Source organism: Aquabacterium sp. TM01 (assembly GCF_057808345.1).
The window spans coordinates 732925-750915 of record NZ_AP046529.1; the positions used below are offsets into that span (position 1 = coordinate 732925).

Sequence of the window (17991 nt, forward strand, 5' to 3'; positions counted from 1 at the left end):
GGGCCCGGCGGCCATGCCCACCATGCGCTACGCGACCAGCCCGCTGCTGGCCTCGCGCACGCCCGTGTGGCGCGTGAAGTTCCTCATCGGCGGCATTGGCCTGGGCTTTGCGGTGCTGATCGGTCGCGCCGCCTGGATCCAGATCATCCACAACGACTTTTTCCAGCAGCAAGGCGCCAACCGCTACGAGCGACGCATCGAGCTGCAGGCCAACCGCGGCCGCATCCTCGACCGCAATGGTGAGCTGCTCGCGTCCAGCGTGCCTTCGCCGTCGCTGTGGGCCATCCCTAAAGACCTGAAAGCCAGCCCGGAGCAGGTCCGTGAGCTGGCTCGCCTGCTGAACATGCCGCAGGCCGATCTGGACAAGCGCCTCAAGTCCAACCCCAACTTCGTTTGGTTGCGTCGCAAGGTGGACGACGAGGTCGCGCAGTCCGTGGCCGCACTCAAGATCAAGGGCGTGTACGAGCTGCGCGAGTGGAAGCGCCAGTATCCCGAAGGCGAAGCCGCAGCCCATGTGGTCGGCTTCACCAACATCGAAGACGAGGGCCAGGAAGGCATCGAGCTGGCCTACCAGAACCAGCTGGCCGGCCGCGACGGCTCACGCCACGTCATCAAGGACCGCCTGGGCCGTGCGGTGGAGTCGGTGGGCGAGTTGGTGCCGGCCGAAAACGGCCAGGCCGTACAGCTCTCGCTCGACGCCAAGATTCAGTTCTACGCCTACCAAAGCATCCGCGATGCCGTGAAGGCCCACAAGGCCAAGGCCGGCAGCGTGGTCGTACTCGATGCCGTGCGCGGCGAGGTGCTGGCGCTGGCCAACGTGCCCAGCTACACCCCCGAAGACCGCCGCAACCTGACGGGCGCGCAGTTGCGCAACCGCGCCCTCACCGACACTTTCGAGCCAGGCTCGACCATGAAGCCCATCACCGTGGCCCTGGCACTGGAAACCCGTCGCGTGCGGCCCACCACCGTGTTGGACACGGCCTCGGGGCGCTTCACCATCGACGGCTCGACCATCTCGGACACCCACCCCAAGGGGGACCTCACGGTGGCCCAGGTCATCCAGAAGTCCAGCAACGTGGGCACGGCCAAGATGGCCTTGATGATGCAGCCCCGCGAAATGTGGGAAATGTTCTCGGCCGTGGGCCTGGGCAAGAAACCGCAGTTGGGTTTCCCGGGCGCGGTCACCGGCCGTCTGCGCCCTTACAAATCGTGGCGCCGCATCGAGCAGGTCACGATGAGCTACGGCTACGGCCTGTCGTCCAGCCTGTTCCAGATTGCGCAGGCTTACAGCATCTTTGCCACCGATGGCGAGCTGGTTCCGATGAGCATGATCAAACGGGATCAGGGGGAGGGTGAGCGGCCGCCGCTCATGGCTGAGGGCGACGACCCTCGCCCCACGTTGGCCTTCAAGACCGCTTTCCGCCCGGAGGCGGTCGCGTCACATCCGGCGTCGGCCGCGCAGGCCGAGCCGGTGCAGGTGCGTGGCACCCGGGTGATCTCGCCCGAAACGGCCCGTGCCGTGCGCGAGATGCTGCAGTTGTCGACCGGCCCGGGCGGGACCGCGCCCCGCGCGCAGGCCATGGGCTACAGCGTCGGCGGCAAGACCGGCACGGCGCACAAGCAGGAAGGCCGTGGCTACGCGAGCAACAAGTACCGCTCCTGGTTCGTGGGCATCGCGCCCATCAGCAAGCCGCGCATCATCGTGGCGGTGATGGTGGACGAGCCCGGCAACGGCCAGTACTACGGCGGGCTGGTGGCCGCACCCGTGTTCAGCCAGGTGGTGCAGCAGACGCTCAAGCGTCTGGGTGTGTTGCCGGACATCGAGGTCCAGTCCCAGATCATTTCGAACGAGCCCGGCGAAGTGGAGAGTTTCTGATGAGTCAACCTCTTCTTCATCTTGCAGACACCGCCCAGGCCTTGGCCTGGTTGCGTGCCCAGGGCGTGACCACCTTGACCGTGGACAGCCGTCAGGTGGCAGCCGGCGCCGCCAATGGCCTGGGCTTCATTGCCTGGCCGGGCGCTGCGCGCGACGGTCGCGCCTTTGTGGCGCAGGCGCTGGGCGATGGTGCCCGTGCCTGCCTGGTCGAGGCCGAAGGCGTCGAGGCCTTTGGCTTTGCCGATGCCCGTGTGGCCGCCGTGCCCGGACTCAAGGCCCGCAGTGCCGAGATCGCTCACGGTTTCTATGGCGAGCCCAGTGCCTCGCTGCAAGTGGTCGCCGTCACCGGCACCAATGGCAAGACCTCGACCTCGTGGTGGACGGCCCAGGCCTTGTCCGCGCTGGGGCGCCCCTGCGGCGTCGTCGGCACGCTGGGCGTGGGCGAAGTGGGTGCGGTCGTGTCCACCGGCCTGACCACGCCCGACCCGATCACCCTGCACGCCACCTTCCGCTGCTTCGTAGATCAGGGCCTGCAGGCTGCGGCCATCGAGGCCTCGTCCATCGGCATCGAAGAGCTGCGCCTGCACGCCACCCACATCGCCGTCGCCCAGTTCACCAACTTCACGCAGGACCACCTCGACTACCACGAGAGCATGGAGGCCTACTGGCTGGCCAAGCGCGCGCTGTTCGACTGGCCGGGCCTGAAGGCCGCCGTCATCAACCAGGACGACCCGATGGGCCAGGGCCTGGCCGACCATGCCCGCAGCCGCCACCTCGATGTCTGGACCTATGGCCTGCAAGGCCCGGTGCGACTGCAGGCTCAAGATCTGAGCTACGAGGTGCAAGGCGTGCGCTTCACGGTTGTCGAGCGCTCGGAGTCCCTGCACGATGTGGTCGCGCGGGGCGTGGTGCACGCGCCGGTCATCGGCAGTTTCAATGTGTCCAATCTGCTGGCCGTGCTGGGCGCCTTGCGCGCCCAGGGCGTGTCGCTGGCCGACGCGGCGCAGGCCTGCAGCGGGCTGCAACCGGTACCCGGGCGCATGCAGCTGGTACCGGCGCACGCGCATCAGCCGCTGGTGCTGGTGGATTACGCCCACACGCCGGACGCCCTGCTCAAGGCGCTGAATGCCCTGCGGCCTGTCGCCGAAGCACGTGGCGGCAAGCTGTGGTGCGTGTTCGGCTGCGGCGGTGACCGCGACCCGGTCAAGCGCCCAATGATGGGCGCCGTCGCCGAGCAGTACGCCGACCAGGTCGTGCTGACCAGCGACAACCCGCGCAGCGAGTCGCCGGCTTTCATCCTGTCGCAGATCCTGGCGGGCGTGGCCGGTCGTGACCATGTGGACGTGATCGACGACCGCCGCGAGGCCATCCGCCATGCCGTGCGCGATGCGGCGGCCACCGATGTGGTGCTGTTGGCTGGCAAGGGCCACGAAGCCACGCAGGAGATCGCCGGGGTCAAGACCCCGTTCAGCGATGTGGACGAGGCCGTGGCCGCCCTGGCGCAGCGAGGTGAAGCATGAGCGCACCGATGATGACGCTGGGCTTGGCTCACAAGCTCTTGCCTGATGCGGTGTTGACGGGGGCGTCGGCCACGCCGATCGCCCGCGTGCACACCGACACCCGCACCCTGCAGGCCGGCGATCTGTTCGTCGCCCTGTGCGGTGAGCGCTACGACGCGCACGATTTCCTGCCGCAGGTGGCGCAGTCTGGCGCCGTCGCCGTGATCGGCCAGCGTGGTGTGACCGACTGCGGCCTGCCCGGCCTGACCGTCGCTGACACCCGTGCCGCGCTGGGCTGGCTGGCTGCCGGCTGGCGCGCCCGTTTCGACCTGCCTCTCATCGGCGTCACCGGCAGCAACGGCAAGACCACGGTCACCCAGATGATCGCCGCCATCCTGCGCACCTGGATGGCCTCCCAAGGCGATGCCGACGCGGCCTTGGCCACGGCGGGCAACTTCAACAACGACATCGGTGTGCCGTTGACCCTGCTGCGTCTGCGCGAAGGCGCACACCGTTGTGCCGTGGTCGAGCTGGGCATGAACCACCCAGGCGAGATTGCGCAACTGGCTGCTTTGGCCGCGCCCACCGTGGGCCTGGTCAACAATGCACAGCGCGAGCACCAGGAATTCATGCACACGGTCGAGGCCGTGGCGCGTGAAAACGGTGCCGTACTGCAGTCCTTGTCGCGCGACGGCGTGGCGGTCTTCCCGGCCGACGACACCTACACCCCGATCTGGCGCGAGCTGGCACAGGGCCACCGCGTCATCGATTTCGCTACCGAAGGCCAGGCCGCGGTCACGCTGGCGGCCGCCGACTGGGTGGCCGAGCCGACCCCGCATTGGCAGCTGCGCGTGCACACGCCCATGGGCGAGGCCTCGTTCAGCCTGCACATGGCTGGCCAGCATAACGTCCGCAACGCCCTGGCCGCCACGGCCGCAGCGCTGGGGGCGGGCGTGCCTCTGACCCTCATCGCCCAGGGCCTGCAGGCTTTCGAGCCCGTCAAGGGCCGCTCGCAGCTGCGCTCGCTCACGCTGCATGGCCGTGCGCTCACCCTGGTGGATGACAGCTACAACGCCAACCCCGACTCCGTGCGCGCCGCCATCGACATGCTGGCTGGCCTGCCCGGTCCGCACTGGCTGGTGTTGGGTGACATGGGCGAGGTGGGCTCACAAGGCCCCGCCTTCCACGCCGAAGTGGGCCACTACGCCCGCGCGCGCGGCATCGAACACGTCTGGACGGCCGGTGAGCTGTGTGCCCATGCGGCGCAGGCTTACGGTCCGTCCGCCCGTCATTTCCGCAGTGGCGCCGACATCGTCGCGGCGCTGCCGACCCCAGACCAGGCCCCGATGGTGGGCTCGGTGCTGGTCAAAGGTTCTCGATTCATGAAGATGGAACAAGTTGTCGCCACCCTGACCGGAGGTGCCCATGCTGCTTAACCTGGCCATGTGGCTGCAAGGCCTCAACCCCGAGTGGGGCTTCCTGCGGGTCTTTCAGTACCTGACGTTCCGCGCCGTGATGGCGGCGGTGACCGCCTTGCTGATCGGCCTGGCGCTCGGCCCGATGGTGATCCGCAGGCTCACCGCGCTGAAGATCGGCCAGCCCATCCGCGAGTACGGGATGCAGAGCCACCTCGCCAAGCGCGGCACACCCACGATGGGCGGGGTGTTGATCTTGCTGTCCATCGGGCTGTCCACCCTGTTGTGGTTCGACTGGGCCAACCGCTTCGTCTGGATCGTGATGATCGTGACCACGGGCTTTGGTGCCATCGGCTGGGTCGATGACTGGCGCAAGGTCGTGCTCAAGGACCCCGAGGGCATGCGTTCGCGCGAGAAGTACTTCTGGCAGTCGGTGATCGGTCTGATTGCCGCCATCTATCTGGCGTTCAGCGTCTCCGAGGTCAATGCCCTGCGCGTGCTCGAACTGTTCGGCAACTGGGTGGCTTCGGGCTTCTCCAACGAGTTGCCGCCCAAGGCTGACCTGATCGTGCCCTTCTTCAAGACCATCAGCTACCCGCTCGGTGTGTGGGGCTTCATGGTGCTGACCTACATCGTCATCGTGGGCACCAGCAACGCGGTCAACCTGACCGACGGTCTGGACGGCCTGGCCATCATGCCGGTGGTCATGGTCTCGGGCGCTTTGGGCATCTTTGCCTACGTCACCGGCAATGCGGTGTTTGCCAAGTACCTGCAACTGCCGCACATCCCCGGCGCGGGTGAGCTGCTGGTGTTCTGCGCAGCCCTGTCGGGGGCGGGCCTGGCCTTCCTGTGGTTCAACGCCTACCCGGCCCAGGTCTTCATGGGGGACGTGGGCGCGCTGGCCTTGGGCGGCGCCCTGGGCACCATCGCCGTCATCGTGCGCCAGGAAATCGTGCTGGCCTTCATGGGTGGCGTCTTCGTGGTCGAGGCCCTGTCGGTCATGGCCCAGGTCGCCTACTTCAAGTACACGAAGAAGAAATACGGCGAAGGCCGCCGCATCCTGCTGATGGCGCCGCTGCACCACCACTTCGAGAAATCCGGCTGGAAAGAAACGCAGGTCGTGGTCCGCTTCTGGATCATCACGATGCTGCTGTGCCTGCTGGGCCTGTCCACCCTCAAGCTGCGCTGAGCGAACGCCATGCACTACCTTCGTGACCTCACCGTGCTGATCCTGGGTCTGGGTGACTCAGGCCTGGCCATGGCGCGCTGGTGCGCCCGGTGCGGCGCCCACGTGCGCGTGGCCGACACGCGCGCAACGCCCCCGCAAGCGGGCACCCTGGCCGCCGACGTGCCCGCTGCCACGTTGCACCAGGGGCTGGATGAGGCCTTGCTCGACGGCGTGAACCTGGTGCTCAAGAGCCCAGGCCTGATGCCCAATGATCCGGCGGTGTCCGCCCTGACCGCCCGCGCCGACGCGCTGGGCATCCCGGTGCGCGGTGAGCTGTCGCTGTTCGCCTCGGCCCTGGCCGACCTGAAGACCGATCTGGGCTATGCGCCCAAGGTGCTGGCCATCACCGGCACCAATGGCAAGACCACGACCACCTCGCTGACCGCCCAGCTCGTTGAGCGTGCCGGTCTGCGCGTGGGCCTGGCCGGTAACATTGGCCCGACCTTGCTGGACACCTTGCGCATCGCGCTGGACGCCGAGCCGACCCGTGAGCCCGCTGGCGAGCAGACCGCGTTGGCTGTCGAGGGCCGCGAGCCCTTGTTGCCCGCCGAGGCCGAATCGGGTGCCGCCGAGGGGCAGATCGAGCACGATCTCGGTGAGGGCGAGGCGCCGTCTGCGACAGAGGCTTCGGCCGAGGCTGCCACGACGCAGGTCGAGGCCTTGGTATCGACCGACGAGGAGGCTCCCGCCGCAGCACCTCTGAGCGATGACGCCGATGCCCCTCTGATCGAGCTGGCCCCTCCCGCGCCCGCCGCCCCGACCTTCGAGGTCCTGCCCGAAGCCTGGGTGCTGGAGTTGTCGAGCTTCCAGCTGGACGGCGTGAGCAACTTCGAGCCCGATGCCGCCGTGGTGCTCAACATCACCCAGGACCACCTGGACTGGCACGGTTCCATGGCCGCCTATGCCGCCGCCAAGGCCCGCATCTACGGCAAGCAGGCCGTGATGGTGATCAACCGCGACGACCCCGAAGTGGCCGCCATGGTGCCGCCCCCCGAGGTCATCAAGTCCGGTGTGCGCGGCCGCCCAGCCAAGCTGGTGCACCGCCAGGTGGTGCGCTTCGGGCTGGACACCCCCCATCATCCGGGCGATTTCGGCCTGGTGACCGAGGGCGGCATGGCCTGGCTGGTCCGCGCGCGTGAAGCCGACCCGACCGTCAAGCTCAAGAAGGGCGAGGCGCACGAGATCCTGCTGCAGCGCCTGATGCCAGCCGATGCGCTGCGCATCCGTGGCCGTCACAACGCCTCCAATGCGCTGGCGGCCCTGGCGTTGGCCACCGCGATTGGCTGCCCGCTGGCGCCGATGCTGCATGGCCTGCGCGAGTACCGGGGCGAGCCGCACCGCGTCGAGCATGTCACCACCGTGGGGGGCGTGGACGCGATCGACGACTCCAAGGGCACCAATGTGGGCGCCACCGTGGCGGCCTTGCTGGGCCTGGGCGCCGACCTGTCGCCGGGCAAGCTGGTCATCATCCTGGGCGGCGACGGCAAGGGCCAGGACTTTGCGCCGCTGGCCGAGCCGGTGGGCCGCTTTGCCCGCGCCGTGGCCCTGATCGGCCAGGATGCGGCTGCGCTGCACTCGGTGCTGGCCGAGGTCCGCACCCCGGCGGGCGAGGCACTGCCGATGGTCCGCCATGACAGTCTGGAGGCCGCCACGCGCTGGGCCTTCGCACAGGCCCAGTCGGGCGATGCCGTGCTGCTGAGCCCGGCCTGTGCCAGCCTCGACATGTTCCGCAACTATGCCCACCGCGCCGAGGTGTTCGTGAGCACCGTGCGCGAGCTGGCCATCGAGCGGGGAGACATGGCATGAGCCAAGCCCGCACCCGCCGCCTGCCTTGGACCGCCCTGATGGACGCCGTGCGCGCCCGTCTGGGCCGGGGCACGGGCGATGTGGTGGGTAGCTTGCCGGTGCGTGACCATGTCAACGTCAACGCCGGTCAGCCGACGCGCATGATGGGCTTTGACCAGGCCCTGGTCTGGGTGACCTTGTCGCTGATGCTGCTCGGGCTGGTGATGGTCTACTCCGCCACCATTGCCTTGCCGGACAGCCCGCGCTTTGCCAATTACACGCCCACCTTCTTCCTGCAACGCCACTTGATCTCGTTGATCATGGCCGTGGCCCTGGCGGCCGTTGTCACGCAAATCCCGATGGCCAGTTGGGAACGCTTGGCGCGCCCCTTGTTCCTGGTCTCGTTGCTGCTCTTGGTGATGGTGTTGATTCCCGGCATTGGCAAGGTGGTGTACGGCGCGCGGCGCTGGCTGCCGCTGGGCATCATGAACTTCCAGCCCTCCGAGCTGGCCAAGCTGGCCATCGTCCTGTACGCCTCCGACTACATGGTGCGCAAGATGGACGTCAAGGAGCGCTTCGTGCAGGCTGTCTACCCGATGGCCTTGGCCGTGGGCTTTGTGGGCATGCTGCTGCTGGCCGAGCCTGACATGGGGGCTTTCATGGTGATCGCCACCATCGCCATGGCCATCCTCTTCCTGGGGGGCGTCAATGGCCGCATGTTCGCGCTGATCACCGCGGTGCTGATCGGGGCCTTCGGCCTGATGGTGGGCCTGAGCCCATGGCGGCGTGAGCGCATCTTCGCCTACCTCGACCCCTGGTCGGAGCAGAACGCGCTGGGCAAGGCCTACCAGCTCACCCACTCGCTGATCGCTTTCGGGCGCGGCGAGATCTTTGGCGAAGGCCTGGGCTCCAGCCTGGAGAAGCTGCACTACCTGCCTGAAGCCCACACCGACTTCCTGCTCGCCGTGATCGGCGAAGAGCTGGGCTTTGTGGGTGTCTCGGCCGTGATCCTGACCTTCTTCTGGCTGGTCGTTCGCCTGTTCAACATCGGCCGTCAGGCCATCGCGCTCGACCGTGTCTTTGCGGGCCTGGTCTCGCAAGGCGTGGCGGTGTGGATGGGCGGCCAGGGCTTCATCAACATGGGCGTGAACCTGGGTGTGCTGCCCACCAAGGGCCTGACCCTGCCGTTGATGAGCTTTGGTGGCTCGGGCCTGTTGCTCAACGCCATTGCGCTGGCCATCTGCTTGAGGGTGGACATGGAAAACAGACAGTTGATGCGAGGGGGGCGCGCATGAGCACCTCACCTCGTCACCTCGTCATCATGGCGGCCGGCACCGGCGGGCACATCATGCCTGGCTTGGCGGTGGCCGATGAAATGAAGCGTCGCGGCTGGACCGTGAGCTGGCTGGGCACCGAAGGCGGCATGGAAAACCGCCTGGTGCCGCCCACCGGCATCCCGCTGGACACCATCTCCTTCAACGGCTTGCGCGGCAAGGGTGCCAAGGGCGCGCTGCTGGGTGGCGTCAAGCTGCTCAAGGGCTTTGCCGAGTGCGCCCGCATCCTCAAAGCTCGCCAGGCCACGGCCGTGCTGGGCATGGGCGGCTATGTCTGCTTCCCTGGTGGCCTGATGGCCAAGGCCCGAGGCCTGCCGCTGGTGATGGTGAACGCCGATGCGGCGCTGCTGCTGAGCAACCAGGCCTTGCTGCCGCTGACCAATGTGCTGGCCTGCGGCTTCGACGGTCCGGCCGCCCGCCACAAGGTGGCCCGCGTCACCGGCAACCCCGTGCGCGCCGAAATCGAGGCCATCGCGCCGCCGAGCGAGCGCTTTGCCGGACGCACCGGCCCGCTGCGCGTGCTGATCGTCGGGGGCAGCCTGGGCGCCCGCGCGCTCAACGAGGTCGTCCCGCAGGCGCTGGCCCTGATCCCGGCCGAGCTGCGCCCCCGCATCACCCACCAGACGGGCATGGCCAACCTCGACGCCGTCAAGGCCAGCTACGTGCAGGCCGGCCTTCATCCGGCCACCGATGCCGAGGTGCTGCCCTTCATCAACAACATGGCCCAGCGCCTGACCGAGTGCGACGTCATCATCTGTCGCGCCGGGGCCATCACCGTCAGTGAGTTGTGTGCCGCTGGCGTCCCCAGCGTGCTGATCCCGCTGGTGGTGTCGACCACCGCCCACCAGCGCGACAACGCCGTCTACATGGCCGAGCATGGCGCCGCCGTGCACCTGCCGCAATCCGAACTGTCGCCCACCTCGCTGGCCCAGCGCTTGCAAGGCCTGCAGCGGCCTGACCTGCTGGCCATGGCCGAGAAAGCGCATGGCCTGGCCCGTCTCCAATCGGCCGCCGCCGTGGCCGATGCCATCGAAGAAAACGTGAAACCCTCTAACGCAAAGGCGTCCCCATGAAGCACGCCGTCAAGAACATCCATTTCGTGGGCATCGGGGGCGCCGGCATGAGCGGCATCGCCGAGATCCTGCACAACCTCGGCTACACCGTGTCGGGCTCCGACCAGGCCGACAGCGCCACCTCGCGCCGCCTGGCCTCGCTGGGCATCCGCGTCCATGTGGGCCACGATGCGGCGAACATCGCCGGGGCTGAGGCCGTGGTCACCTCCACCGCCGTGAAGGGCGACAACCCCGAGGTCATCGCCGCCCGCGCCAAGCGCATCCCCGTGGTGCCGCGCGCCGTGATGCTGGCCGAGCTGATGCGTCTGCGCAAGGGCATCGCGATCGCCGGCACGCATGGCAAGACCACCACCACCTCGCTGGTGACCGACATCCTGACCGCAGCCGGGGTCGACCCGACCTTCGTGATCGGCGGCAAGCTGCACAGCGCTGGCGCCAATTCGGCCTTGGGCAAGGGCGAGTTCATCGTGGTCGAGGCCGACGAGTCGGACGCCTCCTTCCTGAACCTGATGCCGGTGCTGGCGGTGGTGACGAACATCGACGCCGACCACATGGAGACCTACGGCCACGACTTCGCCCGCCTCAAGCAGGCTTTCGTGGACTTCCTGCACCGCATGCCGTTTTACGGCTCGGCCATCTTGTGCGGCGACGACCCCGGCGTGCGCTCGATCATCCCGATGGTGTCGCGTCCCGTGATCACCTATGGCTTTGGTGAAGACGCCCAGGTGCGCGCGGTCGATGTCGAGGCCTTGCCCGGCGGCCAGATGCGTTTCACCGTGCAACGTCGCAATGGCATCGTCATGCCCGACATGCAGGTGACCCTGAATCTGCCTGGCGTGCACAACGTGCTCAACGCCCTGGCAGCCATTGCCGTGGCCACCGAGATCGAAGTGTCCGATGAGCCCATCATCCGTGCCTTGGGCGCCTTCACGGGTGTGGGTCGCCGCTTCCAGCGTTATGGCGAGCACCCCGCCGCCGATGGTGGACGCTTCACCCTGATCGATGACTACGGTCACCACCCGGTCGAGATGGCTGCGGTCATTGCGGCGGCGCGCGGGGCCTTCCCCGACCAGCGCCTGGTGCTGGCCTTCCAGCCGCACCGCTACACCCGCACGCGCGACTGCTTTGAAGATTTCGTCAAGGTGCTGGGCACCGCCGATGCCGTGCTGCTCACCGACGTCTATGCCGCAGGCGAAGCCCCCATCGTCGCCGCCGATGCGCGTGCCCTGACCCGGGCCGTGCGCGTGGCTGGCAAGGTCGAGCCCGTGTTCGTCGATGACGTGAACGACATGCCCCAGGCGATTGCCGCCAACACCCGCGACGGCGATGTGGTGATCTGCATGGGCGCCGGCTCGATCGGCACCGTGGCGGGCAAGACGGCCGAACTGTTGAAGGATGCAAACTGATCATGAGCCCCATTCACCTCACAGCCCCGACGGTGAACCCCGCTGACCTGGGCAAGGTCGCCGTCCTGATGGGCGGCACCTCGGCCGAGCGCGACGTCTCGCTGATGTCGGGCGCCGGCGTGCTGCAAGCCCTGCAATCGCAAGGCGTCAACGCCTTTGCCTTCGACCCGGCCGAGCGTCCGCTGCAAGAACTGCAAGCCGAAGGCGTGGCCCGTTGCTTCATCGCCCTGCATGGGCGCGGTGGGGAAGATGGCACCGTGCAAGGTGCGCTGGAACTGCTGAAGATCCCCTACACCGGCTCCGGCGTGATGGCCTCGTCCATCGCCATGGACAAGGTGATGACCAAGCGCATCTGGCGTTTCGAGGGCCTGCCCACGCCGGAGTGGCGCCTGGTGGCCAACGCCCACGAGTGCGAGCAGGCCCTGATCGCCCTGGGCGCACCGATGATCGTCAAGCCCGCCCGCGAAGGCTCGTCCATCGGACTGACCAAGGTGACCGATGTGTCGCAATGCGCAGCCGCCTATGCCGCCGCTGCCCAGCACGACCCCGAGGTGCTGTGCGAGCAGTTCATCGAAGGTGAGGAAACCACCTGCCCGGTGCTGATCGTCAACGGCGTGGCCCAGGCCCTGCCGGTGATCCGCATCGTCGCGCCCGGTGGCAACTACGACTACCAGAACAAGTACTTCAGCGATGACGTGAAGTACCTGTGCCCCAGCCAGCTCGACGCGGGCGAAGAAGCCGAGATCCAGCGCGAAGTCGTGCGGGCCTTCAAGACCCTGGGTTGCCGGGGCTGGGCGCGTGCCGACGTGATGATCCGCCAGTCCGACCGTCAGCCCTTCCTGCTCGAAATCAACACCTCACCGGGCATGACCGGACACTCGCTGGTGCCCATGTCGGCCAAGGTGGCGGGCCTGAGCTACGAGCAGCTGTGCTTGCACCTGCTGGCATCGGCCAGCCTGGACACCCAGATCCGCTGACCCGCCCTTCACCACACACGCCCACCACCATGTTGGCCGCCGCCGCCCTCAACCGCTACAGCTCACCCGATGAGACGCCGCAAGACGTCCGCTGGATGAACGCGGCCGCCATCGCGCTGGCGGTCGTGGCGGTGCTGATGGTGATGGCCGCGGGCCTGATCAAGCTGGGGCGTCTGCCGTACTTCGAGCTGCAGCGCGTGCAGATCGAGGGGGACCTGCAGCGCAACAACCTGGCCACCGTGCGGGCCAACACCGTGCCGCGTCTGTACGGGGGCTTTTTCCAGGCCGATCTGGTGCGTAGCCGCGCCATCTTCGAGTCCGTGCCCTGGGTGCGCAAGGCGGTCGTGCGCCGGGTCTGGCCCAACGAGCTGCGCGTCACGCTGGAGGAGCACCAGCCCGTTGCCTACTGGCGTCAGGCCCACAGCGAAGACCAGCTCGTCAACACCTTTGGCGAGGTCTTCGATGCCAACCTGGGTGACGTCGAAGACGAGCGCCTGCCCACGCTCGAAGCGCCGGCCAGCCCCGACGGCAGCCAGTCGCGCCACATGCTGGACATGCTGAAACGCCTGCAGGCGGTGTTCAAGCCCCTGGGCGAGGTGCTCACGCTCAAGCTGAGCGACCGGGGCTCCTGGTCGCTGCAACTCGATGACGAGGCGCAGGTCGTGTTGGGCCGCGGCAGCGATGAAGAGATCCTCGTGCGCGCCGAACGCTTCGTGGCGACTTTGCCTGAATTGCGCCGCTACTACCCGGCGCCCCTGTCTCAAGCCGATCTGCGCTATCCGCAGGGGTATGCCGTCAAGCTCCGTGGCCTGACGACCCTGCAGGACGGCGCGGCTCCTCCCAAGAAACCTCTGTCTTCAACCCGTTAACGCAAACACACCATGGCCAAGGAATACAAGGATCTGGTTGTCGGACTCGACATCGGCACTGCCAAGGTGATGGCGGTCGTGGCCGAAGTCATGCCCGGCGGTGACCTGCGCCTCGCAGGCCTGGGCATGGCGCCCAGCCACGGCCTCAAGCGCGGCGTGGTCGTCAACATCGACGCCACGGTGCAGTCCATCCAGCAAGCCCTCAAAGAGGCCGAGCTGATGGCCGACTGCAAGATCGCCCGCGTCTGGACCGGCATCACCGGCAGCCACATCCGCGGCCAGAACAGCACCGGCATGGTCATCGTGCGCGACAAGGAAGTTGCGCCCATCGACGTGCAGCGTGTGGTCGAGACGGCCAAGGCCATCAACATCCCCAACGACCAGCGTCTGCTGCTGGTCGAGCCGCAAGAGTTCATCATCGACGGGCACGAGGTCAAAGAGCCCATCGGCATGAGCGGTGGCCGCCTGGAGGTCAAGGTCCACATCGTGACCGGCGCCCAGAGCGCCGCCGAAAACATCGTCAAGTGCGTGCGCCGCTGCGGCCTGGAAGCCGAGCAGCTGGTGCTCAACCCCAGCGCGTCGAGCTCGGCCGTGCTGACCGAGGACGAAAAATCCCTGGGCGTGGCCATGGTCGACATTGGCGCGGGCACCACCGACGTGTCCATCTTCACCGATGGCTCGGTGCGCCACACGGCCGTCATCCCCATTGCCGGTGACCTGATCACCAGCGACATTGCGATGGCGCTGCGCACACCCACGAAGGACGCCGAAGACATCAAGGTGGACTACGGCGTGGCCAAGCAACTGCTGGCCGACCCGAACGAACACGTCGAGGTCCCCGGTCTGGGCGACCGCGCCCCGCGCATGCTCTCGCGTCAGGCCCTGGCCGGCGTGATCGAGCCGCGCGTCGAAGAAATTTTCTCGCTGGTTCACCAGGTGATCCGCGAGTCTGGTTACGAGGAACTGTTGTCGTCGGGCATTGTCCTGACGGGCGGCTCAGCGGTCATGCCTGGCATGGTCGAACTGGCCGAAGACATCTTCCTCAAGCCCGTGCGCAAGGGGACGCCCTTGTACGCGGGCCCCCTCCACGACATGGTGGCCAGCCCGCGCTCGGCCACCGTCATGGGCTTGCTCGAAGAGGCAAGGCTCGCGCGTTCGCGCGGGATGAAAGCGGCGCAGCAGGTGGGGTCGGTTCAGTCCCTGTTCGGCCGCGTGCGCGACTGGTTTGTAGGCAGTTTTTAAAAAATAGTTTTCACACGATTTCAACCGGCAACCGTTAAACAAGAGAGAGGTACGACATGGCCATCGAGATGATCGACAACTTTGACATGGGTACACAGATCAAGGTGATCGGGGTGGGCGGCGGTGGCGGCAACGCCGTCGAGCACATGATCAGCGAGAGTGTGCAGGGCGTGCAGTTCATCTGCGCGAACACCGATTCGCAAGCTCTGAACCGCTCCAGCGCCGAAGTGCTGCTGCAACTGGGCAATTCGGGTCTGGGCGCTGGCGCCAAGCCGGAAGCGGGCAAGGCCGCGGCTGAAGAGGCCGTCGAGCAGATCCGCAATGCGCTGGACGGCTCGCACATGGTGTTCATCACCGCCGGCATGGGCGGCGGCACCGGCACCGGCGCGGCCCCCGTGATCGCGCGCGTCGCCAAGGAAATGGGCATCCTGACCGTGGGCGTGGTGACCAAGCCTTTCGAATTCGAAGGCAACCGCCGCCTGAAGCAGGCCGATGCCGGCCTGGCCGAACTCGAAGCCAATGTCGACTCGCTGATCGTTGTGCTCAACGAGAAGCTGCTCGAAGTCATGGGCGACGACGTCACCCAGGAAGAAGCCTTCGGCAAGGCCAATGACGTGCTCAAGAACGCCGTCGGTGGCATCTCCGACATCATCCACATCCCTGGTCTGGTGAACGTCGACTTTGAAGACGTCAAGACCGTGATGAGCGAGCCCGGCAAGGCCATGATGGGCACGGCCACCGCCGGCGGCCCGGACCGCGCCACCAAGGCGGCTGAAGCCGCCGTGGCTTGCCCGCTGCTGGAGGGCATCGACCTGTCAGGCGCCCGTGGCGTGCTGGTGCTGATCGCCGCCTCGAAGGCCACCTTCAAGCTGGCCGAGTCGCGCAATGCGATGAACACCATCCGTCGTTATGCTGCCGATGATGCGCACGTGATCTACGGCACGGCCTACGACGAAAGCCTGGGCGACCAGCTGCGCGTGACCGTGATCGCCACGGGCCTGTGTTCGGCCAAGCGGGCTGCCGCCCCGATGACCGTGGTGCACAGCGCCCTGCGCACCGGCACGGACAACATCCCCGTGCTGACCGACCCGGTGGCCCCGCACCCCAGTGGCCTGGGCATGGGCCGTGCCACCGCCGGTGGTGACTTCAGTGGCCTGAACACCCCGAGCGTGTGGCGCAGTGGCCGCACGCAAGCGGCAGCGAAGGTCGACGCTCTGGCCAGCAACGGCATGGACGAGATCGAAATCCCGGCCTTCCTGCGTCGTCAGGCCGACTGATTTCGCCCTCTCTCTCGTTGTTGCCTCTTTCCCCCTGCGCCGTGCCGGTCGCAGGGGGCTTTTGGCCGTTTGTTGTTCTCTCTCAGTCGAAACGATGCGTGCCTGCTGACAAGGCTCGCCAGATCGCGTCCGTCATCCGCACATAGCCGTCGGGTGTCAGCACATACAAGGCATCGTGGACCACGGCCGGGTCAAAGCCCTCCCGTTTGAGCGCCACCTTGCTGTACTTGAACGTCGCGGTGACCGCATGGTCGTCGCGCAGCCGCAGAAACAGCGGCACCGCGTAGCGCGGAAGTTGCTCGCCCAGTGTCCGGGCCAACGCCGCCCCATCAAGCGGGCCCGCGCCATCGCTCAGCGTGATCGCCGCCATGCCGGCACGCCCGTCCGCCCCCGGCACCGTCACCCCGTAGACCACCGCTTCGGCCACCTCTGGCTGATGCGCGAGCACGCCTTCCACCTCGGTGGTGGCCACGTTCTCGCCCTTCCAGCGGAAGGTGTCGCCCAGGCGGTCGACGAACTGCATGTGGTGCAGCCCCTGGTGGCGCACCAGGTCGCCAGTGTTGAACCAGGCGTCCCCCTGTTTGAACACGTTGCGCAGCACCTTGGCTTCGGTGGCTTTGGCATCGGTGTAGCCGTCCAGTGGCGCGCGGGGGGTGATCTCGGTGATGAGCAGGCCCACCTCACCTCGGTTGACCCGGCTCATGTGCTGGCGTCGGCCGCTGCGCACAGGCAGTTCGGTGTCCAGGTCCATGCGCACGATGGCAAACGACAAGGGGCACAGACCGGTCGTGCGAGGCAGGCCCAGGGCGTTGATGAAGGCCAGGTTGCACTCGCTGGCGGTGTAGAACTCGGCGATGTGGGCCACCCCGAAGCGCTGCTGGAAAGCATTCCAGATTTCGGGGCGCAGCCCGTTGCCGATCATGGCCCGCACAGCATGCTGGCGATCGTCCGTGCGGGCGGGCTGGTTGAGCAGGTAGCGGCACAGCTCCCCGATGTAGCAAAAGGACGTGGCCTGATAGCGCCGCACGTCGTCCCAGAAGCGCGAGGCGCTGAACTTGGGCACGAGCACCAGGCTGGCACCGGCCCCCACCACGGCGCCCCAGGACACTGTCAGGGCGTTGTTGTGATACAGCGGCAGGGGGCAGTACAGCACGTCGTCGGGCCGCAGTCGCAGGCCCATGATGCCCATGCCCGACATGCAGCGGTGCCAGCGGTAGTGCGACATCACCGAGGCCTTGGGCAGACCGGTGGTGCCCGAGGTGTAGATGTGAAACGCCGGTTGGTGCAGGCGGATGGCGGCGGTTTCGGGTGGGTTGTGGCTGGGGGCCAGGGCCAGGCGCTCCTGCGCCCAGGCGAGCTCGTCGGGCGGGGGCGTTTCGCCTTCCCACCACCAGCGTTCGCACAAGGTAGCGCGCTCGGCGGAGGGCAGGCTGTGCAGGGCCTCGGCACAGGCCTCGCCCACCACCACCAGGGTCGGGTGGCTGAGGCGCAGGCTGTGCGCGAGCACCTCGCCGCGCTGCTGGTTGTTCAGCAAGGTGGCCACTGCGCCCAGCTTGACGGTGCCCAGCACCCAGGCCAGCACCTCGGCGCGGTTGTCGAGCAGCACACCCACGCTGTCGCCCTGGCGCACGCCTGCAGCCTGCAGGGCGTGGGCGCAGCGGTTGGCCCAGGCATTGAACTCGGCATAGGTCCAGCGCCGGTTGCCGCAGACCACGGCCGGTCGATCGGGGTGGCGGGCCGCCTGCTGGGCGAAGGTCTGGCCGATGGAGCCCAGGCGGGTCGGGCGCAGCCGCAGCAGGCCGATCAGGCCTTTGAGCAGCAGGCGCAGATCGGTGCGGACGGTGCGCCAGGCGGCCGGAATCCAGTCGGTGAGGCGAACGAGTTGGGGCGCGGCCGGCGCCCGGTCGGATGCGGGAGGGGTCATCGGTCCAGTCTAGGCGGCACCATGGCCCGACCTGGACAGCGGGCCGCATCGACCCCCTGTGTGGGGGTGAATATGCGACAGGTGCG

General features: G+C 67.5%; 13 protein-coding genes. 12 read left to right on the forward strand and 1 reads right to left on the reverse strand.

Features of this window, described 5'->3' with window-relative positions:
• Window positions 1-13: 13 nt before the first annotated feature.
• The 12 genes from AC3WW4_RS03365 to ftsZ are packed head-to-tail and all read left to right on the forward strand — an operon-like array spanning window position 14 to window position 15981.
• On the forward strand, window positions 14-1876 hold the full coding sequence (locus AC3WW4_RS03365) for a peptidoglycan D,D-transpeptidase FtsI family protein (RefSeq protein ID WP_488829685.1): 1863 nt from the start codon (window positions 14-16) through the stop codon (window positions 1874-1876).
• Entirely contained in the window at window positions 1876-3396 is a 1521-nt protein-coding gene (locus AC3WW4_RS03370) for a UDP-N-acetylmuramoyl-L-alanyl-D-glutamate--2,6-diaminopimelate ligase (RefSeq protein ID WP_488826982.1), read from the forward strand. The genes AC3WW4_RS03365 and AC3WW4_RS03370 overlap by 1 nt, the downstream gene beginning before the upstream one ends.
• Window positions 3393-4811 carry a UDP-N-acetylmuramoyl-tripeptide--D-alanyl-D-alanine ligase gene (locus AC3WW4_RS03375; RefSeq protein WP_488826983.1) on the forward strand — a complete coding sequence of 473 codons (1419 nt, stop codon included), beginning with the start codon at window positions 3393-3395 and terminating at the stop codon, window positions 4809-4811. The genes AC3WW4_RS03370 and AC3WW4_RS03375 overlap by 4 nt, the downstream gene beginning before the upstream one ends.
• Window positions 4801-5979, forward strand: a complete 1179-nt coding sequence (gene mraY / locus AC3WW4_RS03380) for a phospho-N-acetylmuramoyl-pentapeptide-transferase (RefSeq protein ID WP_488826984.1) — start codon at window positions 4801-4803, stop codon at window positions 5977-5979. The genes AC3WW4_RS03375 and mraY overlap by 11 nt, the downstream gene beginning before the upstream one ends.
• A 9-nt stretch (window positions 5980-5988) precedes the next feature.
• On the forward strand, window positions 5989-7824 hold the full coding sequence (murD, locus tag AC3WW4_RS03385; RefSeq protein ID WP_488826985.1) for a UDP-N-acetylmuramoyl-L-alanine--D-glutamate ligase: 1836 nt from the start codon (window positions 5989-5991) through the stop codon (window positions 7822-7824).
• Between the two features lie 38 nt (window positions 7825-7862).
• Window positions 7863-9098, forward strand: a complete 1236-nt coding sequence (gene ftsW, locus AC3WW4_RS03390; protein WP_488829686.1) for a putative lipid II flippase FtsW — start codon at window positions 7863-7865, stop codon at window positions 9096-9098.
• Window positions 9095-10210 (forward strand): undecaprenyldiphospho-muramoylpentapeptide beta-N-acetylglucosaminyltransferase, encoded by a 1116-nt coding sequence (murG, locus tag AC3WW4_RS03395; RefSeq protein WP_488826986.1) that lies wholly within the window; start codon window positions 9095-9097, stop codon window positions 10208-10210. Before ftsW ends, murG begins: the two co-directional genes overlap by 4 nt.
• Window positions 10207-11616, forward strand: a complete 1410-nt coding sequence (gene murC / locus AC3WW4_RS03400) for a UDP-N-acetylmuramate--L-alanine ligase (protein WP_488826987.1) — start codon at window positions 10207-10209, stop codon at window positions 11614-11616. Before murG ends, murC begins: the two co-directional genes overlap by 4 nt.
• Window positions 11617-11618: 2 nt before the next feature.
• Window positions 11619-12593 (forward strand): D-alanine--D-alanine ligase, encoded by a 975-nt coding sequence (locus tag AC3WW4_RS03405; RefSeq protein ID WP_488826988.1) that lies wholly within the window; start codon window positions 11619-11621, stop codon window positions 12591-12593.
• 29 nt (window positions 12594-12622) lie between these two features.
• Window positions 12623-13462, forward strand: coding sequence for a cell division protein FtsQ/DivIB (locus AC3WW4_RS03410; protein WP_488826989.1), 840 nt, complete (start codon window positions 12623-12625; stop codon window positions 13460-13462).
• Window positions 13463-13474: 12 nt separating this feature from the next.
• Complete coding sequence (gene ftsA / locus AC3WW4_RS03415) at window positions 13475-14704, forward strand: cell division protein FtsA (protein ID WP_488826990.1); 1230 nt, start codon at window positions 13475-13477, stop codon at window positions 14702-14704.
• A 56-nt stretch (window positions 14705-14760) separates the two neighbouring features.
• The gene (ftsZ, locus tag AC3WW4_RS03420; protein WP_488826991.1) at window positions 14761-15981 is read left to right on the forward strand and encodes a cell division protein FtsZ; all 1221 of its coding nucleotides are present in this window, start codon (window positions 14761-14763) and stop codon (window positions 15979-15981) included.
• Window positions 15982-16063: 82 nt separating this feature from the next.
• Here ftsZ and AC3WW4_RS03425 read toward each other — a convergent pair whose 3' ends face one another.
• Entirely contained in the window at window positions 16064-17905 is a 1842-nt protein-coding gene (locus AC3WW4_RS03425) for a long-chain-acyl-CoA synthetase (RefSeq protein WP_488826992.1), read from the reverse strand.
• Window positions 17906-17991: the final 86 nt, after the last annotated feature.